Genomic DNA, 20945 nt, shown 5'->3' on the forward strand with positions numbered 1-20945 from the left:
GTTTACCGCCAAGCCTGGGTGGCGTCGCTGAGCATTTGCCCGATCAACCGGGCAAAACGCTGCGCGAGCACACTGTGTGGCCGGTCACTGGGCAACAGCAGGTAGGTGGTGAAGCGAATATCCGGCAAAAAAGGCCGGGTATCGATGCTCAGGTGCCGGCATTCCTGTGCCACCAGCGGGCTGACGATGCCCACCCCCAAGCCCAGCCCCACCAACGAACAAATGGTGGCGGCGTAAGGCGTTTCCAGGTTCATGCGGCGAAACCCTTTGGTTTCCGGGAATAGCCGGTCGATGCGGGCGCGGGAGCCGTCGTTGTGCAACAAGGAGATGAACTCTTCACCCTCAAGGTCGTTGGGGGTCACGCTCGCCAGCGTTTGCAGGCGGTGCCCGCGTGGGAAGACGCACACCCCAGGCACATCGCACAGCACCTTCGCAATCACTCCCGGTGTTTGCTCCCCCACATAGGACGCCAACCCCACATCGCAGAATCGCGAAGCGGCCCAACGCGCCACGGCTGGCGAATCGTGGGTGTGAATAGAAATCGCGACGCCCGGGTGTTCTTGGCGAAAACGCTGGATCACATGCGGCAGTACCGTGAGCGACAGCGACGGCACCGCCGCGATACGCAGCCGGCCGGTGCCACCGCGGCGGATGTTCAGTGCGGCGTCTTCGATGCTTTGCAACCCGATGAACGCGCGCTCGACATCCGCGAACAACGCCGCGCCTTCGTCGGTGGCTTGCAAACGCCCGCCGCTGCGCTCGAACAATTTAAAGCCGCTGGCGCGCTCCAACTGCGCGATCAGCCGGCTGATATTGGGCTGGGAGGTGTGTAGCGCTTCGGCGGCCGCGGTCATCGAGCCGCTCAGCATCACCGCACGAAACGCTTCGACTTGCTTAAAGTTCATGGTTTGGCCATATCAAAATGGTATGCATGGCTACTGTATTGTGATTTGTTGGCATGGGCCAGAGGCTTTATAACGGTGCCTACGCAAAGCACACAGATGCCGCCCGCGCCTCACCTCCTTTCGCCTGCCGTACGTAGTTCGATACGCCGTTTTCTATCGGGGCACACAGGTAATCAACCAGGAGGCACCATGCAGTTATCGTTCAAACACCTCGCAAGTGCATTCACCCTGGCCATGGCCGCCCAGGGTTTTGGCTTGGCCTGCGCCGCAGAATTGCCGGCGGTGCCGGACGACATCAAGCAAGCCGGGCAATTGCGCGCCGGTGTGCGCTGTGACCAGCCGCCTTATGGTTTCCAGGATGATACCGGCGAATTTGCCGGGGTCGAGGTGGAGATGGCCCGGCAGATCGCCGAATGGGCGCTGGGCGCCAAAGACAAGGTGGCCTTCACCTGCGTCACGGCCGAGAACAGGGTGCCGCAACTGCTGGGCCACAAGGTCGACCTGCTGATCGCTACGCTGGGGGTGACCCCGGAGCGGCAACGGGTGATCGACTTCACCACGGCGTACCGCTGGGGGGCCAGCGATGTGATGGTAGCCAAGGACAGCAGCATCCAGAAAATCGCCGACCTCAAGGGCAAAACCTTGGCCACGCTCAAGGGTTCGGTACAGGCCAAGTGGTTCGAAGACCACATGCCCGATGTGACAACCCTGCGCATGAACAGCGCCGCCGATGCCCTGCAAACGTTCCGCCAGGGCCGCGCCGATGCCTACACTCACGACGCCGCCACGCTGGTGGTGGTAGCCGCCAACGATGCCAACGTGCGCCTGTTGGGCGAGCCGTTTCAGATCTCCGATGCCGCCATCGGCGTGCGCAAGAACGAAGCCGCCTGGCGCGACTACCTCAGTGCCGCGGTGGCACGCATGCACGAAGAAAAACTGTTCCGCGGTTGGGTGCAGGCCTACGTGCCGCAGAACATCCAAAGCTATTACCTGAGCGTGTTCGAGCAGCCCAAACCGGCTGAAGCACTGTAAGCGGGCCGGGCCATGGATTTCGACGTCAATTACTTGCTGGCGCAGTGGCCGGCGTTGTTCGCCGGCCTGCTGATGACCCTGCGGGTGTCGCTGTTGGCCATCGGTTTTTCCCTGCTGATCGGCGTTCTCGGTGGTGGCGTGCGCGCGCTGCGCGTTCCGCTGCTGGGGCCTGCGGTGGCGCTGTACGTTGAAGTGATCCGCAACACGCCGATCCTGGTGCAGTTGTTTTTCATCTTCTATGGCCTGCCTGCCATTGGCCTTGAACTGTCGCTGTTCTGGTCCGGGGTGCTGTGCCTGTCGCTGTGGGCCGGCGCCTACCAGGTGGAGAACGTGCGCGGCGGGCTGGCCACGGTGGAGTGGGGCATGCACGAAGCGGCGTTTGCCCTCAGCCTGCGCCCATGGCATTACTTTTGCCTGATCGCCCTGCCCATCGCCTTTCGCACCAGCCTGCCGGCGATGCTCAACACCGCTATCTCACTGCTGAAGAACTCCTCGTACTTGCAAGCCATCGGTTTGGCCGAGTTGACGTTCGTCGCGGTGGATCGCATCGCCACGGATTTTCGCGCCCTTGAGATGTTCAGCGCCATCTGCGTGCTGTACCTGGCGTTGGTCGCGCTGCTGGCGTTGGCCGCCGGGCGCTTGGCGGCCCACCTGCAACGCCCGTTCCGGCCGTGAGGTAGCGATGAATTTCTTGATCGAGAACTGGAGTTTCGTGGCCAAGGGCCTATGGATGACCGTGCGCTTGGCGCTGGTGATCCTGCTGTTCACCACCTTGATTTCGGCGCTGTTCGGAATACTGGCGACCTTTCGCCAGCGTGCGCTGCGCTGGGCGATTCATGGTTACGTGGAGCTGTTTCGCTCGATCCCGCTGATCGTCAATGTGTTCTTTATATTTTTCGGGGCGCCGATGCTCGGCCTTGACTTCACCCCGTTCGCCGCCGTCACCACCGGGCTGACCTTATGGGGCAGCGCCAACGGCATCGAAATTGTGCGCGGCGGGCTGGAGTCGGTGCCGCGCCACCAGTGGAAGAGCGCCTGGGCGCTGGGGCTGCGGCCCTGGCAGATCTACCTGCACGTGATCGTGCCGCAGTCGCTGCGGGCCATCCTGCCGGCCTTCACCGGCTTGCTGACCATGCTGGTGCAGGCCACCTCGCTGGGTGCGCTGGTAGGCGTCGGGGAGTTTCTCAAGGTGGGCCAAATCATTATCGAGCGGGCCACGGTGATGACCGGGGTAAGCCCGGCCTTTAGCGTCTACGGCATGGTGCTGCTGGTGTATTTCGTAATTTGTTCGGCGCTGAGCTGGCTCAGCCGTTATCTGGAGCGTCGCCTGGGTCGTCCGGCGATGCGCGCAAAAGGGGTTTGATCGTGCAACAGTCCAAAGTCAGCCGTCGCTTGAAGGAAACCACCGCCGCGGAGGTCAACGAGTTTATCTACCGCCCTCGGCTGGAAGGCTTTGCCGGCGGGTTCGCCGCACTCGGCGACATCAACAAGGCTCACCTGATCATGCTCGCCGAATGTGGCCTGATCCGAGGCGAACACGCGGCCACATTGGCCCGCGGCGTACTCGCCATGGAGGCCGCCGGCCCGGCGGCGGTGCCGCTGGACCCGGCCCGTGAAGACGCCTACTTCAATTACGAGGCCCATTTGATCGCCCAGATCGGCGCCGACGTGGGCGGGCGCCTGCACACCGGGCGTAGCCGCAACGACATCCTCGCCACCCTCGACCGGCTGCGCTGCCGCGAGGTGTTGATGGACGTGCTCGACGCCCTGCATGAGGTGCGCGGCGCCGCCCTGGGCAACGCCGAGCGCTTCGCCAGCACGGTGATGCCCGGTTACACCCACCTGCAACCGGCGCAGCCGATCACGTACGGTTATTACCTGGCCGCGGTGGAGCAAGCGCTGGCACGGGACTGCCAGCGCTTGGAGCAGGCCCTGGTGTCGATGAACCAGAGCCCGCTGGGCGCGGCGGCTTTCGCCGGTACGCCGTTCGCCATCGACCGCGCGCGCACCGCCGAGCTGCTGGGCTTCGATGGCTATGTCGACAATGCGCTGGACGCGGTGGGGTCACGTGACTTCATTCTCGAAAGCCTGTCGCACTTGAGCCTGTTGGCGGTGTTCTGGAGCCGCGTGGCGCAAGACTACTTCGTCTGGAGCACCCACGAATTCGCGCTGATCGACTTCCCAGACAGCGTCGCCGCCACCTCCAGCATCATGCCGCAGAAGAAAAACCTGACCGTACTCGAATACCTCAAGGGCCGCAGTGGGCACATCGTAGGGTTGTTGATGGGCGCCAGCATGACCGTCAAGGGCACGAACTTCACCCATACCGGCGATGGCAACCGCGAGGGCACCCGGGGCTTTTGGGAAGCCGCCGAGGAAACCCTGCGCTGCCTGAAGCTGCTGGCGCTGGTGCTGCGTACCGCCACGCCGAACGCCGGCGTGGCGCTGGCCAAGGCCGGTGAAGACTTTTCCACCGCCACCGGGTTGGCTGATTTGATCGTACGCGAGGCGGACCTTTCATTCCGTGAGGCCCACCATGTGGTCGGTGCGGCCGTGCGCATGGCCATGGACGCTGGCCTGCCAGCCCATCGCATCGACAGCGCCATGGTCGATACCTGCGCCATGGCGCAGTTGGGCCACCCGCTTGGCCTCGACCCGCAGCAACTGCGCCAATGCCTGGACCCGGCCGCCAACGTGCAAGCCCGCGCCTCGGCCGGCGGCCCGGCCCAGGCCACGTTGCTGCCGGCCTTGCAACGCGCCGGCCAGCACCTGGCCAGCGCCCGCCAGGCGAACCAGGCGCGCCGTGAACGCCTGGCCGCTGCGCAACAGCGTTTGCAGCGCGCCACCCAAGCACAGGCTGCGCAGTGAGCCGCGTGTTGCAGGTGCGCGGCCTGCGCAAGCACTTCGGCGAGCACGAGGTGATCAAGGGCGTGGACCTGGATGTGGAGGCCGGCGAGGTGGTGGTGATCATCGGCCCGAGCGGTTCGGGCAAATCGACGTTCATCCGCTGCCTGAACAGCTTGGAAGCGCCTTCGGCCGGCGATGTGCAGGTTCACGGCGGTAGCGCCGCCCATGCTGGCGACCGCAAGGCCCTGGCCAAACTGCGCGAAGAGGTGGGTATGGTGTTCCAGGATTACACGCTGTTCCCGCACATGAGCGTACTGGCCAATATCATGCTCGCGCCGGTCAAGCTCGGCCGCATGAACAAGGCCCAGGCCCGCGACACCGCGTTGGCGCTGCTCGAGCGCGTAGGCCTGCGGCACAAGGCCGAGGGCTACCCGGCGCAGCTTTCGGGCGGGCAGCAGCAGCGGGTGGCGATCGTGCGCGCGCTGGCGATGAAGCCTAAATTGTTATTGTTCGACGAGCCCACGTCTGCCCTGGACCCGGAAACGGTGAACGAGGTCCTGAATGTGATGAAGGCACTGGCCAGCGAAGGCATGACCATGGTCGTGGTCACCCATGAAATGGGCTTTGCCCGCGATGTGGCGGACCGGGTGGTGTTCTTCGACGGCGGGCGCATCGTTGAAACCGGCCCGCCGGCGCAGATTTTCAGCCAGCCAGCCGAGGCGCGGACTCGGCAGTTCCTGGCCAGCGTTTTATAGCCCAAGCGAGTAGCCCCCGGGGAGGGGGCTGGGCCGCTGCCGGCGCTTAAGCGAAATCCCCCGGGCCATGGCGCTCGGGCACTTGCGTGGCTTCATCGCCCCAGGTGCGGTTCACCCGTTGCCCACGTTCGACCGCCGGCCGCTGCGCGATGGTGTCGGCCCAGCGTTTAACGTGGGTGTAGTCCTGCACCGACAGGAATTCCCCGGCGTTGTACAACTCGCCCCGCACCAGCTTGCCGTACCACGACCAGATGGCGATGTCGGCGATGCTGTATTCGGCACCGGCGATGTAGGCGCGTGCTTCCAAGTGGCGGTTGAGCACGTCGAGCTGGCGTTTGGTTTCCATGGCATAACGGTCGATCGGGTACTGGAGTTTTTCTGGCGCATAGGCATAGAAATGGCCAAAGCCGCCGCCCAGGAACGGCGCCGCGCCCATTTGCCAAAACAACCAGTTCAGCGCTTCGGTGCGGGCCAGGGGGTCTTGCGGCAGCAGGTCGGCAAAGGCGTCGGCCAGGTACAGCAAAATGGCCCCCGACTCGAACACCCGCACCGGCTCCTTGCCACGGCGGTCGACCAATGCGGGGATTTTCGAGTTGGGGTTGATGGCGACGAAGCCGCTGCCGAACTGCTCGCCCTCATTGATACGCACCGGCCAGGCATCGTACTCGGCGCCGGTATGGCCACGTTCGAGCAGTTCCTCGAACAGGATGGTCACCTTGATGCCGTTGGGCGTGGCCAGTGAGTACAACTGGAACGGGTGCTCGCCCACTGGCAGCGCTTTGTCGTGGGTAGCACCGGCCACCGGCCGGTTGATGCTGGCGAACTGGCCAGTGGTGCTTTGCGGGGGTGTCCAAACGGCAGGGGGGGTGTAGGTGTCGGGCATGCTTGCAGGCCTCGTGGGTGAATGAAATGAGCAGGTGTGAACGCCCTGACTGCCGGCCGCCGCGTCTGTGCGGCGGTTATGCCCGATGGCAGCGCACCTCGGCGCCCGCGACCCTGCGTAGGGCTTGGGGTTGCTCGCAGCCGGCGGCGGCCTTGGGGCAGCGGTCACGAAAATAACAGCCGGCCGGTAGCGTGCGGTTGCCGGGCAGTTCGGTGCGCTGTGCGGCGGTGTCGCCCGCCAGCGGCTTGCCCAGTTGTGGCACGGCATCGAGCAATAGTTGCGTATACGGGTGTTGCGGGCGGCCCAGCACGGTGGCCGTGGCGCCGGTTTCGACAACCTGCCCAAGGTACATCACCGCCACACGCTCGGCCAAGTGCCGCACCACCGACACGTTGTGCGAGATCAGCACATAGGCGAGGCCGCGTTCGCGTTGCAGCCGGCTGAGCAGGTTGAGAATCTGCGCCTGCACCGAGATGTCCAGGGCCGAGGTTGGCTCATCCAGCACGATGACGTCTGGCGCCGAGGATAATGCCCGGGCGATGGCAATGCGTTGGCGCTGGCCCCCGGAGAACTGGTGGGGGTAGCGCCCCAGGTATTCGGCGCGGATACCCACCTGGGCCGCCAGGCCCTCGGCCACCGCGCGAAGGTCGCGGTGCCGGCCCTGGCGGTGTACCACCAGCGGTTCGGTGATGATCTTCCACACCGGCAAGCGCGGGTTCAGCGAAGATTGCGGGTCTTGGAAGACGATCTGGATAGCGTGCTGGCGTTCGGCGTTGCTTTCGTAGGCATGGCGCACCTCGCCGCTGGCCGGCGCGATGAGGCCCAGCAGCAGCTGCGCCAGGGTGCTTTTGCCACAGCCGGATTCACCCACGATGCCCAGGGTTTCCCCTTCGCCCAGGGCCAGGTCGATGCCGTTCAGGGCGTGGGCGTAGCCCTTGGAGCGGCCGAGCCAGTCGCGGCCGGCGGGGTAACGAACGTGAATGTTCTCAAGGCTTAACAGGGCCGGGCGGGTAGGGGCCAGGGCGTTCATGCAACCGTCTCCTCGGCCTGCAGCCAGCAGGCGCTTCGGTGGTGGGCGGGCCCGGCGGCGAACAAGCCAGGCCGTGTTTCACAGCAGGGCATGCGCTGCGCGCAACGCGCCTTGAAGGCGCACCCGGTGGGCAGGGCGGCCAGGTTTGGGACCTGGCCGGGGATGCTGTGCAACTCGCTGCCAGGCCGCGCGCGCTCCGGCAGGCACGCCAGCAGCCCGCGGGTATAGGGGTGGCACGGGGTGGCCAGCACCTGCGCGGTGGCGCCCTGTTCGACGATGGCGCCGGCGTACATCACATACACCCGGTCACAAAACTGCCCGACCAGGGCCATGTCGTGGGTGATCAGCAAGATCGCCGTGCCCCGTGCCCGCGCCTTTTCGCGCAACAGCAGCAGCACCTGGCGCTGCACGGTCACGTCCAGCGCAGTGGTCGGTTCGTCGGCGATCAGCAGCTTGGGGTCGCACGAGAACGCCAGGGCAATCATGATCCGCTGGCGCATGCCGCCGGAGAGTTCGAACGGGTAGCGCTCAAGCACCTGCTCCGGGTCCGCGATGTGCATGTCGCGCAGCAGTTCAACGGCCTTGGCCCTCGCCTGGGTATGGCCCAGCCGCTGGTGGCGCTGAATCACGTCGAGCAGTTGGCGGCCGATGCGCCGGGTGGGGTTGAGCGCGGTCATCGGCTCTTGGAAGATCATCGCCGCCTGGCGCCCGCGCAGCGCCATCAGTTGGCGCTCGCTTTGCGCCAGAATGTCGTGGCCGAGCAAGCGTACCGCGCCCTCGGTGACGCGGTAGCGGCCGTGGGGCAATAGCCCCAGGCTGAGCATGGCGGTCACCGACTTGCCGGAGCCCGACTCGCCCACCACCCCGACGATCTCGCCGGGCCGCACCGCCAGGGTAACCCCGTTGAGCGCTTTGGCACTGCTGCGAAAGCCCGGGAATTCCAGGCTCAGGTTGTCGATGGCCAATACTGCATCGGGCATGTCAGTTCCCCCTTTGCCGTGGGTCGAGTAGGTCGTGTACACCGTCGCCCAGCAGGTTGAAGCCAATGGCCGTGAGCAAAATGGCCAGGCCTGGGAAGGTGGAGTACCACCACTGGTCGAGGATGAAGTTGCGCCCGCTGGCGACCATCGCGCCCCATTCAGCGGTGGGCTGCTGGGCGCCCAGGCCGATGAAGCCCAGCGCCGAGGCCATCAGGATGGCGTTGCCGATGTCGAGGCTGAATTGCACCAACAGCGGTGGCGCCGCGTTGCGCGCCACGTGCCACTGCACCAGGTGCCAACGCCCGGCACCGAAGGTTCGCGCCGCTTGCACATAGGCCATTTGGCGGATACTCAGGGCCTGGCCGCGGGCCAGGCGCACGTAGAACGGGATGCGCACCAGGGTGATGGCCAGCATGGCGTTGAACAGGCTGGGCCCGAGGGCGGCGGCCAAGGCCATGATCAGCACCAGGGAAGGCACCGAAAGGATGATGTCCATCGCCCGCATGGTCAGGCGGTCGAAGCGCCCGCCGATCACCCCGGACAGGCAGCCAAGCAGGCCGCCGCTCAGGCTGGAGGCAAACGCCACGAACAAGCCGACGCCGACGGACTGGCGGCTGCCGTAGATCACCCGGCTGAGCAGGTCGCGGCCCACTTCGTCGGTGCCGAACCAGTGCAAGGCGCTGGGTGCTTGCAGCCGCTCGGTGAGCTTTAGCGCATTGGGTGCATAGGGCGCCAGCCAAGGGGCGGCGGCCATGCATAACAGCACCAGCGCGGTGATGCCGACGCCGGCGAGCATCAGCGGGCTGCGGCGTACCCGGTAGGCGAACCATGCCAGGTTCTGCTGCCAGGGGCTGGCGGTAATGGTGGCCACGGGCATGTTAGTTCACCTTGGCGATGCGTGGGTCGACCAGCCGGTACAGCAGGTCGATAAAGCGGTTGAGCAGCACATAGATGAACGACACCAAAATGGCGAAGCCCATCACCGCCGGGAAATCCAGGGCCTGGATCGACTGGACCACATAAGCGCCCATGCCGGGCCAGGCGAAGACCGTTTCGGTCAGCACCGCGCCATAGAGCAAGTCGCCCAGGGCCAGGCCCAGCACGGTGATCGACGGGATCAGCGCATTGGGCAGGGCATGGCGCATCACCACGGTTGCGTGGGACAGCCCATAGGCCCGGGCGGTGCGAATGTAGTCTTGGCCCAGTTGTTCGAGCATGGCCGCGCGGATCTGCCGGGTGATCACCCCCAGGTTGACGAACGCCAGGGTCACTGCCGGCAACAGTAAGTGCGTGGCGGCACTGCGAAAGGCCGCCCAATCTCCCGCCAGCAGGCTATCGACCAGGTACAGCCCGGTCACCGGCGCCGGCGCCTCGGTGCCTTCACCCAAGCGGCCGCCACCGGGCAGCCAGCCCAGGTGCCCGTAGAACACGACGATCAGCCCCAGCCCCAGCCAGAACGCGGGCGTGGAGATACCGGCCACTGCCACGGTGCGGGCCACCTGGTCGACCAACCGGTTGGGGTATACCGCGGACAAAACCCCCAGGGGCACCCCCACCAGTACCGACAGCAGCAACGCCGCCAGCGCCAGTTCCACGGTGGCGGGAAAGAACCTGCGCAGGTCGTCGAGTACCGGCCGGTGCGTGCGGATCGACGTGCCCAAGTCGCCGTGCAGCAAATCGCCCATGTAGTGCAGGTATTGTTGGTACAGCGGCAAGTCCAGCCCCAACTGGTGGCGGATGCTGGCGACGATGTCGTCGCTGGCGCGGTCGCCGGCGATCAGCCGGGCGGGGTCGCCGGGTATCAGGTGGGAAATCACGAAAGTGATCAGCGACACCCCGACCACCACGATCAGAATGTCCAGCAGCTGCTTGCGCAGCAGGTGCAATACGGCCATGGCAAACCTCTAAAGCTGGGCGCCCTATGGGCAGGGCGCCAGGTGCCGTTACTTGGACATCGCGGCGAAGTCGAAGACTTGTTCGAGCATCGGGTTGAACACGTAGCCCTTGACCGTGCTGCTCATGGGTACGGTGTAGGCTTTCTGGTACAGGTAAGCGTAGGCACTGTCGCCCACCACGATCTTTTGCGCCTGTTGGTACAGCGCCTTGCGTTTTTCCACATCGCTGATGCTGGCGGCTTCACGCACCAACTCATCGACCTTGGGGTTGCTATAGAACGAGCGGTTGCCCGAGAGCCCGGCATTGGCCGTGTCGAACCAGAAGTTCATGAACATGTAGGGGTCGGCGAAGTCCGGGCTCCAGTTGCCGATGGCGATGTCGAAGTCTGCGCTGCCCAGGCGGTCGCGGAAGGTGGCGTTGGCCAGTTTATTCATGTTCAGGTTCACCCCGAGGCTGGCGAGCCCCGCTTGCAGGGTCAAGCCGATGGGCTCCCAGGCTGGGTCTTTGTCGGAGTACAAAAACTGCAACGTGCTGACCTTTTTCGGCGCCTTGGCAAGCGCTGCCTGGGCGGCGGCCATGTCCTGTTTGGGCACCGGCAAACTGGGGTCGTAGCCCCACATGCCCTGCGGTATCGGGCCGTTCATCAACTGGGCTTTGCCCATGGCGATGCCATCGACGATGCCCTGGTAGTCCAGTGCCTCGACGATGGCTTTGCGCACGTTAGGGTCGTTAAGCGGTGGCCGCTTGTTGTTCAGGTACAGGTAGGTCACCCGCAGCGACGGGTAGGCCGTAGTCACGAAGCCCGGTGCCTTGGCCAGCGCTTGGACCTGGTCTTCGGGGAGGTCTTCGATGATGTCCAGATCGCCATGCTCCAGTTGCAGGCGGCGCACCGACGGCTCGGCGATGATCTTGATCACTACCTTTTTAAGGCTCGGCGCGGCGCCGGCGTAGTGGGCGTTGGGCTCCAGGGTCAGGGCTTGGCCTTTTTGCCAGGCCGCCAGCCGGTAGGCCCCGGAGCCGGCGGTGTGGCTGGCCAGGTAGGCGTCCGGGTCTTTCACATCCGGGTTGACGATGCTGGCGCCGTTATGGGCCAGGGCGAAGAGGAAGGGCGCAAAGGGCTTTTTCAGGGTGAAGCGCACGGTCAACGGGCCCACCACTTCAGTGACCATGTCTTCCGGGAAGATACTCGATGGGCCTTGCTTGAGCTTGATCAGCCGTTCGATCGAGAACTTCACCGCCTCGGCGTTCACCTCGGCGCCATCGTCGAAATGGTTGCCAGGCTTGAGGGTGAAGGTCCACACCAGGTTGTCGGGCGAGACGCTCCAACTGGCGGCCAGGTCGCCTTCGACCTCGGTGCTGCCCTTGCCGTTTTCGACCTTGTAGCGCATCAGGCGCTGGTAGGCAGGGTAGGTGACCGTCCAGTCGTTGTTATCGAAGGTCACGCCAGGGTCCAGCGTTTGCGGGTCGGCGGCCTTGCCGAGCATCAGGGTGTCGGCCGGCACCGCGGCGTTGGCCGCCTGCCAGGCGCCCAGGCTGAGCGCACTGGCCAAGAGCAGCGTGCGGTAGGGCGAACGGGTGAGTTTGCGCGATAACTGAAGCATGCCGGTTCCTCGATGTGGGGTCGTGTGTGGGGTGCTACGGCAGGTACAGTCAACAAGGGTGTTCGCGCCAGGGTTCAGTTGCCCCGGTCGCGCGTCAGCTTCAGGCGAGCAGGGCGTGGAGCTGTTCGGCACTGAGGTGGTGATGGTCGATCAGCGCATAACGGTCCGCCGCCGGCAGCTCGAAATGCCACCACTCGCTAGCGATAGGGGCAAAGCCTGCGCCCATCATGATGCCCAGCAACACCAGGCGGTTACGTTGCACCGGCGCTGGCAGGTCGGGGTTGAAGGGGTGCGACAGCGTGCGCATGTCGTCGAAGCCGGTGCCCATGTCCAGGGGTGTATCGTGCTCATCCAGCAGGGTCACGTCGACCGCCACGCCACGGCTGTGGTGTGAACCCAGCGCGGGGTCGCGCACGTATTCGGCATTGGGCAGCGCGCGCCACAGCAACTGCTGTGCATAGGGCGGGCGGTAGGCATCGAGCACCTGCACGCGGTAGCCAGCCAAGCGCGCCAGTTGGTTGGCCTTGAGCAGGCAGGCCGCAGCGTCACGGTGCAGCAGGCAGCGCATGTCTTGGTAAATCACGCGCCCGGCGAGGTTGTCGGCGGTGGCGTAGACCAGGTGGATGGCCAGGCCGTCGGTGTGCGGGTCGATCTCGACCAGGTCAGGGTGGTTCACAGGTACCTCTTTATCCATCAGGGTGTGCATGGCCGGTTCACTCGAACTGGCCAAAGCGCTGTTGCAATGCGCGGTTGCGTGCCAGGCGCTGGTCGAGCCGGTCGCCCAAACGGTCGGCCACGGCCGACACCAGCAGGTTGAGCAACGCCGCCAGCGGTGCCAGCGAATCCCAGAACTGGCCCACCTCAAGCTTCAGTGGCAGCAGGTCGGTGGCGAAGTCCCGGGCCCAGGGGCAGTGGTAGTCGGTAATCAGCGCCAGCGGTATCTTGGCATCGGTCGCCGCCTCGCAGAGCTTGCGGGTGACGCTCGAATAGGCGCGAAAATCCGCCAAGAGGATATAAGGCCGCTCGAAGCCGGCGTTGAGCATGTCGGCATAAGTGCCCGACAGGCCATCGACATAGAACGCCTTGGGGCGAATGTATTCGAGCAGGCTGTGGAAGCTGTTGAGCAGCCCGCGGGTGCTCTGGATACCAACGATGAACACCGCCTCGCGGCTGTACAGTTGCTCCACCACCTGGGCGAACACCGGCCCACGGGCCATTTGGTAAACCGCCTCGATGGCGGCGAGCTCTTGCGCCAGCGAACGGTCCAGGGCGTCGCCGCGCCCGCTTTGCTGGCGAAAGGCGCCGAGCCGGTCGGTGATGCGCCAGGCACCGGAACTGTCCTCGCGCAGGCTGTGCTTTACATCGTCAAGGTTGCGGTAGCCCAGCGAGCGCAGCAGCCGGCCCACTGAAATACCGGTGGTGCCCGCCTGCTGGGCAATGCTGTCGGCGGTTTCGAACGGCAGCTTGCCGGGGTTGGCCAGCAAGTAACCGGCTACCCGCTTTCCGGTGGGGGTCAAGTCGGCGAAGGTCGCTTCAAGGGCGTCGAAAAAACTGGGCTGGGGCATCGCGGCGCTCTAGGCCTGAATCGTTATCCATCTGTCATAATATGTTTCAATGTTCTTAGGCTAACATTGCTGAGGCGTGGGCTGCAAGGGCAGGCCATGCGCGATTGGGGGTTGCCGACCATTGGCGCTGGCAAAACCTCTTCAAATGGCGCTTCGCAGCGGCTCGCCAGCGGTTAAAGTAACCCCACCCTTAATGCCAGGAAGCCTGCCATGCCCCGCACCAACCCGTTCGACCAGCCCGTCGGCGAGCCCATGCTCGGCTGGTCGCCACGCCCGCAGCCCGGCGCGGTGACGTTGGCCGGCCGCACCTGCCGGCTCGAGCCGCTCAATGCCGCGCAGCATGCCGATGCCCTGTATGCCGCCTACAGCCAAGCCGCCGATGGCCGCGACTGGACCTACCTGTTCGTCGGCCCATTCGACAGCGCCGAGCACTACCGCCACTATGCCGAGGCCGCTGAGCAAAGCACCGACCCGCGCCATTACGCGGTCATCGAGCAAGTGAGCGGCCGGGCGGTCGGCACGCTGTCGCTGATGCGCATCGACCCCGGTCACGGGGTGATCGAAGTGGGCAACGTGACCTTTTCGCCGCAGCTCAAGCAATCGGTGCTCTCCACCGAGGCGCAGTACCTGCTTATGGCCTATGCATTCGATACGCTCGGCTACCGCCGCTACGAGTGGAAGTGCGACAGCCTCAATGCACCCTCGCGCAAGGCCGCATTGCGCTTGGGCTTCAGCTTCGAAGGGATCTTCCGCCAGGCGGTGGTGTACAAGGGCCGCAGCCGCGATACGGCCTGGTACTCGATCATCGACCGGGAATGGCCCGCGCTCAAAGCCGGTTTCCAGGCTTGGCTGGCTCCGGAGAATTTCGATGAGCAGGGGCGCCAGCGCCAGTCGTTGCTGGCGATGCGCGAGGCCTAAGTGCAGCACGGCCTAAACCCATTACCCCCAAAAATTATTCTGCACCCGCTGTACCGCCGCGTTCGCCGCGCGGCAGTCGAACGCCTCGGCGTCGTAGCCGCCACGCAGCCAGGCCAATAGCTCGTCGCGCGCTTCGCACGGCGGCTGCGCCAGGGTGTGTAGCATTTGCAGGTAGCCGTCGGCACCGCCGGCGTCTTCTGGCGGGCAGGCGCGGGCGCCGTCGAGCAGGTGGCACCAGTTACCGCCTTGCTCGCAAGGCTCTACCGCCTCCACCGCGATCACGTGTTGCCAACTGTCGCCAAAGTCGTAGAGATAGCGCAGCCGTTCGCCCTGCTTGGCGACCACTCTCAGCCGGGCCTTGCGGTCGTCGACCACGTCGGCGGCCATGTCCATTTCGGCTTCCGGTGGCAAGTAACGCCGCACGCCGTTACTGAACTCATGCAGGTGGCGGCTTTCCCAGCCCATCGCGGCCTGGATGTAGTGGTGCAGCTTGCGCAAGGTGATATCGCCGCTGACCCACAAGCGCCGCCAAATGGGCGGGTTGATCACCAGCGGTTCGAGTTGGATCAGCAGGGTGTAGCTTAGCGGTTGTTGGGCCATTGAAGCGTCCGGAGCGGCAGTGGAAGGTTCGTAAGGTCAGTCGCTTGTGCCCAGGCTCACGCCATAAAACCCGGTGACGCCGAACGGGTTGATCTTGAAGCCTTCGACGTTTTTGCGCATGGGCTGGGCCACCACTGAATGGGCCATCGGGCTGACCGGCATTTGCTCGCGCAGGATCTTCTGTGCCTGCTGGTAGAGGCGGGTGCGTTCGCCGCGGTCGGCGCTGAGCCTGGCTTTTTCGATCAGCGCGTCATAGTTCTTGTCGCACCAGCGGGCGTAGTTGCTGCCGCCTATGGAGGCGCAGCTGTAGAGCACGCCCAGCCAGTTGTCCGGGTCGCCGTTGTCGCCGGTCCAGCCATAGGTGAGCACGTCGTGTTCACCGGCCTTGGCCCGTTTGATGTATTCGCCCCATTCGTAGCTTACGATATTGGCCTTAACGCCCACCTTGGCCCAGTCTTGCTGGATCATCTGTGCCGACAGCCTGGCGTTGGGGTTCGAAGCACGCTGCACGGTCATCGCCCACAGGTTGATTTCGGTGCCCGGTTTCACCCCAGCGGCCTCCAGCAACTGCTTGGCTTTTTCCGGGTCGTAGGGTGCGCCTTGAATCGTCGCGTCGTAAGACCACTGGTTCGGCGGGATCACGTTCTGCGCGACCTGGCCGGCGCCTTGAAACACGGTGCTGATGATCGCCTGCTTGTTGATGGCCATGTCCAGCGCCTGGCGCACACTCGGGTTATCCAGCGGCGGGTGCTGGATGTTGTAGGCCAAAAAGCCCACGTTGAAGCCCGGTTGCTCCAGCACTTTGAGGGCCGGGTCCTTTTTGATTTCCGCCAGGTCCACCGGCCGGGCGTAACCGCTGACCTGGCACTCGCCGGCTTTCAGCTTTTGCAGGCGTGTGGCGGGGTCTGGGGTGATGGCGAAAATCAAGTGATCGAGTTGCACGTCTTCGGGCTTCCAATAGTGGCGGTTGCCGTCGAAGCGGATGACCGCGTCTTTCTGGTAGCGGTTGAACACGAATGGCCCGGTGCCCACCGGTTGCTGGTTAAGTTGTTCGGGCTTCCCGGCCGCCAACAGTTGGGCCGCGTACTCGGCCGATTGCACCGAGGCGAAGCTCATGGCGAGGTCGGCGGTGAAGGCCGCGTCGGGCTGCTTGAGGCTGAACACTACCGTGTAGGCGTCGGTTTTACTGACCGAGGTGATGTTCTGGTCCAGCCCCATGTCGGTGAAATAGGGGAATTCGGCGGGGTACGCTTTACGGAACGGCTGCGCGTTGTCCAGCATGCGTTCGAAGGTGAACAGCACGTCATCGGCATTGAAGTCGCGGCTGGGGGTGAAGTATGCGGTGGTGTGAAAGTGCACGCCTTGGCGCAAATGGAAGGTGTACACCTTGCCGTCGGGGCTGATATCCCATGCCGTGGCCAACCCCGGCTCCAGGGTGGTGCCGCCGCGTTGGAACTGTACCAGCCGGTTGAACACGGTTTCGGCCGAGGCGTCGAATTCGGTGCCGGAGGTGTATTGGGCCGGGTCGAACCCGGCTGGGCTGGCTTCGGAACAGTACACCAGGCTGCCGGCGGCCTGGGCCAAGGGGCCGGTGCAGAGCAAGGCCACCAGCAGGGCTGGGGCGGTGAAACGACGCATGTGGCGTTCCCTCTTAAAACATCACCTTAGTACGGTGCCGCAGCTGTTGGCCGCACCCTGTTGCCGGTGCCTTTGACTGCCGGGCGGCGTTGCCGCCGTTCGCCATGGCCCCGCTATCGCGCGTTATGGCGGCTTGCCCGGCAATCAAAGTCAGCCGTCATTGCTTGTGCGAATTTCTGAGACACGCGACTAGGTTAGCAGCCTTTGCGCGGACCAATGCCATTGACAGCGCAAGCCCGCGCACCTCTACAATCGCCGCTTTCGCCGCCAAGGGCCGTGCCATGTTCGGTATCGTCGATTTTCCGTTGTTCTTGCTCGCCGTGTTCATTCTAAACGTCACGCCTGGGCCGGATATCGCCTATGTCGCCGGGCAGAGTATCGTCCATGGCCGCCGCGCCGGCGTGATGTCGGCGCTCGGGGTATCGATAGGTGGCTGCGTGCACACCTTGTTTTGCGCCCTTGGGCTCACCGCGCTGCTGGCCGCGTCTCCGTCTGCCTTTACCCTGATCAAAACCGCGGGCGGCCTGTACCTGGTGTACCTGGGCCTGCGCACCCTTTTTGCGCGCAAACCTGCGGCCGGAAGCGTAATGCCAGTGCCACGGCTGCGTGAAACCACGTTGCTGCTTCGTGGGTTCGTTACCAACGTGACCAACCCGAAGGTGCTGCTGTTCTATGTGGCGTTCTTCCCGCAGTTCGTGGCTGCTGGCAGCCCCGACAAAACCACCGCGTTCTTGCTGTTGGGGTTAGTGTTCGTCGCGTCGGGGTTGGCGGTGGATGCCACGGTGGCCTTGGTCGCGGCACGCGCATCGAGGGCTGTCAGTGGCCGGCCGCGGGTGCGTGGCTGGGTCGACCGGGTGATTGGCACGGCCTTTGTAGGGTTGGGCGTGCGGCTGTTGCTGGCGCGGCGTTGAACGGCCGCCGCGCGCTGTGGCCATTACCACACTAGGGGTACAGGCCTCGCCACGTGGCACCGGGCACCAGCAGGTCCCGGCCGGCGCGGTGGACCAGCATCACCTCGCCAGTGCTGCCAGGGGCCAGTTGCACCCGCAGTTCGCCGCTGCGCCAACGCACCTCTAGCCATTGCCCACGGTACTGCAGCCGCAACATGACCTCACCCAGTTCGGCCGGCACGGCGGGGTACAGGTGCAAGCCATCCAACGCCGGGCGCAGCCCCAGGTAATGGCGCTGTAGCACGTCCAGGGTGCCGGCCATGGCCGCCAGGTGCACGCCCTCCACCGTGCCGCTGTCGCTGCCGGCGTCGATATCCGTGCCCAGGCAGTGGCCAAAAAACCACCATGAGCGCGCCAGGTCGATATGGGCCATGGCCCCGGCACACACCGCGTACGACAAGCTCGATTCGTGGGTGATGCGCGCCAAGTGGTACTGCACCGCCCGCCGCCCGCCATCGCTGGGCGGTGGGTAACCCAGGTGGGCGAGTAGTTCGCGAATTTCGTGGGGCGGTAACAAATGCAGCAGCGTCAGCACGTCGGGTTGCTTGGTCAATTGATAACGGTCGGTACTGTCGCCTTGGGCTTCGAGCATCCAATCCAGGCGCGGCCGCTGCTTCTGCAGCCACTGCGGCGGGGGCGTTTGCAACTGGTCGAAGCCTTCGAACTGGCCCAATACATCGGGCTCGTCGTAGGGCAGGTACAACTGCCGGCTTACCTGCTCCCACAGGGCCAACTCAGCGGCCTCCAGTGCCAGGCGCCCGCACAGTTCGGCGGCCGCCGCGGCGGGCAATTGCTGCAACAATTGCAAGGCACGGCATAGTGTCCAGGCGGCCATCAGGTTGGTGTAGGCGTTGTTGTTCACGCCAGGTTCCTCGGCCCCGGGGTAACGGCTATGGTATTCATCCGGGCCGATCACCTGCTCGATCACATAGCGGCCGCGGCTCGCATCGAACCGCGCCATGCTGGCCCAGCAGCGGGCCACCTCCAGGATGATTTCGCCGGCCATGCCGGTGAGCAGAGCCTGGTCACCGGTGGCCAGGTACAGCAACCAGGCATCGTAAGCGATCGCCGCGCCAATGTGCCGTTGCAGCCAGGTGGCGTCTTCGACCCAGTGCCCAGACAGCGGGTAGTACAACCATGGCGGGGTTTGCTCCTCGCCACCTGTGGTGCTGCGCCAGGGATACAACGCGCCCTTGAAGCCGGCAGCCCGGGCCCGCGCGCGGGCCGCACCGAGGCGCCGGTAACGGTAGGCCAGCAGGTTGCGGGCCCGCTCAGGAAAATGGCTGGCCAAAAACGGGAAGGCAAACAGCTCATCCCAAAAAATCTGCCCCATATAGCCTTCTTGCCAGCCCCTGGCGGGGAAACCCAGGTCGCGGCCCAGGCTCAGCGGGGTGACCGTTTGCAGCACATGGGCCAAGGCGAAATCCAGCGGGCGCTGCAAGCTGGCGCCCGTGAGGCGTACACGCGCCGCCTGCCAGGGCTGGCGCCAGGCCCCGTAATGGGCGGCGCGCAGCTGCTCGAACGGTTCGCCGGGTATCGCCGCGGCCAAGGCGTGCGCTGCGCGGTCGTCGGCTTCGACCAGTATGCGTTTTTCGATCACCAGTACGCCACCGGCCGGCCATGGGCACTGGCCTTCACGCTGCGCGGCCGGGCCGTGCCAGGCCACCGGGGTGTTCAGGCTGGTGTGGCAAGCCATTACTACCCGCGCACCGCCCGCCAAGTGGGCCTGAATGGCACTGTGGCCGTGTTCGCTGCAGCAGTGCTGGTCGATGGCCAGGCGCTGGCCTTCATAGGCAAGGTTGCGCTCGATCAATGTATTGCCGCTGGCCTGCAAGGTGCTGCGCAGCCACAGTTGGGACGGCGGCTGGGGACAGGTCACTGCCCAACGCAACACCACCAGGCGAGGGTCTGCGTAGCTGACCAGCCGTGTTTCTTCGATGTCCAGGGCATGCTCACCCAGGGTAACGCCGAAGCGGCGGCGCACTTCGCAGCGCTCGGCGTCGTAGCATTGGCGGTAATGGGTGTACGCCGGTTCAAGCCATTGCTGGCGGTCGAGCGACAGGCTCAAGCCCAGCGGCGCCGGCAGGTTCACCAATGCACCAATATGGCAGCGGCTGCCATTGACCTGCCGTTCGGCGCTGTCGTACCAACCGGCCAGGTAAAGCCCGGGATAACCCGGCCCATCGGCCCGTTCCGGGGCGCTGGCGCGCAAGCTGAGTACGCCGTTACTCAGGGTCATCAAGGCTTCGCGGCGGCGTTCGTCGGCCGGGTCGAAGTGGTCGAACAGCAACGTGTCAGTCATCGACACGCCTGAGTTGCGGCCGCAGTTGTTCGGCCATCGCCAGTACCTGTTCCCGCCCAGCATAGGCAGGCTGGGAGCCATACCCGGCGACGGCAAGGTGGGCGGCAGCGGTGGCCCACAGCGCCGCTTCGGAGGCTGGCTGGCCTTCGAGCAGGGCGATGGCGAACACGCCGGTGAAGGCATCACCAGCGCCGGTGGCATCGCGTGCCGCAATGCCGCCGGCGGGCACGTGGTACACGCCTTCGGCGCAGGCGAGCAGGCAGCCGCCGTCGGCAAGCTTGACGCAAGCCATCGGCACGCCCCGTTGCCGGAACGCCGCGGCGGCCCGGGCTGCGCTGGGGCTGTCGGTGACCGGTTGGCCCAGCAAGTGCGCGGCTTCTTCGGTGTTGGGCGTCACGGCGCTGATCAGCGGCCACAGCCCAGGCTCCAGCCGCTCGGGGAACGATGGGTCGAGCACCACCGGCAGGCTGCGCTGCTGCGCAGCCTCGATAGCCATGCGCACCACGGCTGCGGGAATTTCGTGATCCAGCGCCAACACCGCCTGCGGCGGGGCGGCAGCGATCGCGGCGCGCACGCGGTCGCAGGCCATGCCGTCCCAGGCGTCGTTGGCGTTGTTGGCCAGGATGATCTGCTTCTTGCCGCTGGCCGGCACCGTGATCATCGACACCGCCGTGCTGTGCCCCGGCGCGTGGGTCACGCCGTCGAGCAGCACGCCGGCTTGGCGCAGGTTGCCCAGGGCCTGGTCGGCCAGTTCATCGGCGCCCACGCGGCCCAGCAGCACGCTGTGGTGGCCAAACAGGGTGGCCAGGTAAGCCCGGTTGGCCGCCTTGCCGCCCGATAGCCGGCAGAAGTCGCTGGCCAGCAATGTTTCCTGGCTGCCGGGGGGCTGCGCCACGCGCACCTGGAAATCGGCATTGATGCTGCCCAGGCTAAGCAGGGTCGAAGGCATGGGCTTGGCTCCGTGTCGAACATAGTCGGCTGACTGCGTGGTGGTGTGCCGGTTCGGTTCGATTCGCCAGCGGTCATCGCCGTGGAACCTAGGC

Annotated in this window: 20 protein-coding genes; 7 read left to right on the forward strand and 13 right to left on the reverse strand. The window is 65.2% G+C overall.

Translation table 11 applies throughout. The features are described 5' to 3' along the window. Nucleotides 1-2 precede the first annotated feature (2 nt). The gene (locus tag HAQ05_RS22155) at nucleotides 3-905 is read right to left on the reverse strand and encodes a LysR substrate-binding domain-containing protein (RefSeq protein WP_190424625.1); all 903 of its coding nucleotides are present in this window, start codon (nucleotides 903-905) and stop codon (nucleotides 3-5) included. Nucleotides 906-1094: 189 nt separating this feature from the next. Between HAQ05_RS22155 and HAQ05_RS22160 the strand changes: the two genes are divergently transcribed. Genes HAQ05_RS22160 through HAQ05_RS22180 form a run of 5 tightly spaced genes read left to right on the forward strand, consistent with a single transcriptional unit; the run spans nucleotide 1095 to nucleotide 5539 of the window. Continuing rightward, nucleotides 1095-1937 carry a transporter substrate-binding domain-containing protein gene (locus HAQ05_RS22160; protein ID WP_190424628.1) on the forward strand — a complete coding sequence of 281 codons (843 nt, stop codon included), beginning with the start codon at nucleotides 1095-1097 and terminating at the stop codon, nucleotides 1935-1937. A gap of 12 nt (nucleotides 1938-1949) precedes the next feature. Next, a complete protein-coding gene (locus HAQ05_RS22165; RefSeq protein ID WP_190424630.1) occupies nucleotides 1950-2612 on the forward strand; it encodes an amino acid ABC transporter permease in 663 nt (220 codons plus the stop codon). A gap of 7 nt (nucleotides 2613-2619) precedes the next feature. Next, a complete protein-coding gene (locus tag HAQ05_RS22170) occupies nucleotides 2620-3300 on the forward strand; it encodes an amino acid ABC transporter permease (RefSeq protein WP_190424632.1) in 681 nt (226 codons plus the stop codon). Between the two features lie 2 nt (nucleotides 3301-3302). Then, nucleotides 3303-4805, forward strand: a complete 1503-nt coding sequence (gene argH, locus HAQ05_RS22175) for an argininosuccinate lyase (protein WP_190424634.1) — start codon at nucleotides 3303-3305, stop codon at nucleotides 4803-4805. Continuing rightward, complete coding sequence (locus tag HAQ05_RS22180; RefSeq protein WP_338050275.1) at nucleotides 4802-5539, forward strand: amino acid ABC transporter ATP-binding protein; 738 nt, start codon at nucleotides 4802-4804, stop codon at nucleotides 5537-5539. Before argH ends, HAQ05_RS22180 begins: the two co-directional genes overlap by 4 nt. A 46-nt stretch (nucleotides 5540-5585) precedes the next feature. Here HAQ05_RS22180 and yghU read toward each other — a convergent pair whose 3' ends face one another. From yghU to HAQ05_RS22220, 8 genes are all read right to left on the reverse strand, one after another. Next, nucleotides 5586-6422: a glutathione-dependent disulfide-bond oxidoreductase gene (gene yghU / locus HAQ05_RS22185; protein WP_190424636.1), complete on the reverse strand. Its 837-nt coding sequence runs from the start codon at nucleotides 6420-6422 to the stop codon at nucleotides 5586-5588. 76 nt (nucleotides 6423-6498) lie between these two features. Then, nucleotides 6499-7452 (reverse strand): oligopeptide/dipeptide ABC transporter ATP-binding protein, encoded by a 954-nt coding sequence (locus tag HAQ05_RS22190; protein WP_190424638.1) that lies wholly within the window; start codon nucleotides 7450-7452, stop codon nucleotides 6499-6501. Then, nucleotides 7449-8432 carry an ABC transporter ATP-binding protein gene (locus HAQ05_RS22195; protein WP_190424640.1) on the reverse strand — a complete coding sequence of 328 codons (984 nt, stop codon included), beginning with the start codon at nucleotides 8430-8432 and terminating at the stop codon, nucleotides 7449-7451. The genes HAQ05_RS22190 and HAQ05_RS22195 overlap by 4 nt, the downstream gene beginning before the upstream one ends. A gap of 1 nt (nucleotide 8433) precedes the next feature. After that, on the reverse strand, nucleotides 8434-9309 hold the full coding sequence (gene ddpC, locus HAQ05_RS22200; protein ID WP_190424642.1) for a D,D-dipeptide ABC transporter permease: 876 nt from the start codon (nucleotides 9307-9309) through the stop codon (nucleotides 8434-8436). A gap of 1 nt (nucleotide 9310) precedes the next feature. Beyond that, the gene (locus HAQ05_RS22205; RefSeq protein ID WP_190424644.1) at nucleotides 9311-10327 is read right to left on the reverse strand and encodes an ABC transporter permease; all 1017 of its coding nucleotides are present in this window, start codon (nucleotides 10325-10327) and stop codon (nucleotides 9311-9313) included. A 48-nt stretch (nucleotides 10328-10375) separates the two neighbouring features. After that, complete coding sequence (locus HAQ05_RS22210) at nucleotides 10376-11929, reverse strand: ABC transporter substrate-binding protein (RefSeq protein WP_190424646.1); 1554 nt, start codon at nucleotides 11927-11929, stop codon at nucleotides 10376-10378. Nucleotides 11930-12029: 100 nt separating this feature from the next. After that, nucleotides 12030-12605 carry a D-alanyl-D-alanine dipeptidase gene (gene ddpX, locus HAQ05_RS22215; protein ID WP_190424680.1) on the reverse strand — a complete coding sequence of 192 codons (576 nt, stop codon included), beginning with the start codon at nucleotides 12603-12605 and terminating at the stop codon, nucleotides 12030-12032. Nucleotides 12606-12642: 37 nt separating this feature from the next. Further along, a complete protein-coding gene (locus HAQ05_RS22220) occupies nucleotides 12643-13494 on the reverse strand; it encodes a MurR/RpiR family transcriptional regulator (protein ID WP_190424648.1) in 852 nt (283 codons plus the stop codon). 210 nt (nucleotides 13495-13704) lie between these two features. Between HAQ05_RS22220 and HAQ05_RS22225 the strand changes: the two genes are divergently transcribed. After that, nucleotides 13705-14412 (forward strand): GNAT family N-acetyltransferase, encoded by a 708-nt coding sequence (locus HAQ05_RS22225; RefSeq protein WP_190424650.1) that lies wholly within the window; start codon nucleotides 13705-13707, stop codon nucleotides 14410-14412. Nucleotides 14413-14433: 21 nt separating this feature from the next. On the opposite strand, the gene HAQ05_RS22230 is transcribed toward HAQ05_RS22225, so the two are convergent. Together HAQ05_RS22230 and HAQ05_RS22235 are read right to left on the reverse strand one after the other, a co-directional pair. Beyond that, the gene (locus tag HAQ05_RS22230) at nucleotides 14434-15012 is read right to left on the reverse strand and encodes a plasmid pRiA4b ORF-3 family protein (RefSeq protein WP_190424652.1); all 579 of its coding nucleotides are present in this window, start codon (nucleotides 15010-15012) and stop codon (nucleotides 14434-14436) included. Nucleotides 15013-15048: 36 nt separating this feature from the next. After that, entirely contained in the window at nucleotides 15049-16650 is a 1602-nt protein-coding gene (locus HAQ05_RS22235) for an ABC transporter substrate-binding protein (protein ID WP_190424654.1), read from the reverse strand. Nucleotides 16651-16931: 281 nt separating this feature from the next. Here HAQ05_RS22235 and HAQ05_RS22240 point away from each other — a divergent pair, with 281 nt between their 5' ends. Continuing rightward, entirely contained in the window at nucleotides 16932-17561 is a 630-nt protein-coding gene (locus HAQ05_RS22240; RefSeq protein ID WP_190424655.1) for a LysE family translocator, read from the forward strand. Nucleotides 17562-17592: 31 nt separating this feature from the next. On the opposite strand, the gene HAQ05_RS22245 is transcribed toward HAQ05_RS22240, so the two are convergent. Both HAQ05_RS22245 and HAQ05_RS22250 read right to left on the reverse strand, forming a co-directional pair. Further along, the gene (locus HAQ05_RS22245; protein WP_190424657.1) at nucleotides 17593-19902 is read right to left on the reverse strand and encodes a glycoside hydrolase family 65 protein; all 2310 of its coding nucleotides are present in this window, start codon (nucleotides 19900-19902) and stop codon (nucleotides 17593-17595) included. Further along, nucleotides 19895-20851, reverse strand: coding sequence for a PfkB family carbohydrate kinase (locus HAQ05_RS22250; RefSeq protein WP_190424660.1), 957 nt, complete (start codon nucleotides 20849-20851; stop codon nucleotides 19895-19897). The genes HAQ05_RS22245 and HAQ05_RS22250 overlap by 8 nt, the downstream gene beginning before the upstream one ends. Between the last annotated feature and the right edge of the window lie 94 nt (nucleotides 20852-20945).

Origin of the sequence: Pseudomonas typographi (assembly GCF_014694385.1) — a bacterium.
Classification (GTDB): Bacteria; Pseudomonadota; Gammaproteobacteria; order Pseudomonadales; family Pseudomonadaceae; genus Aquipseudomonas; species Aquipseudomonas typographi.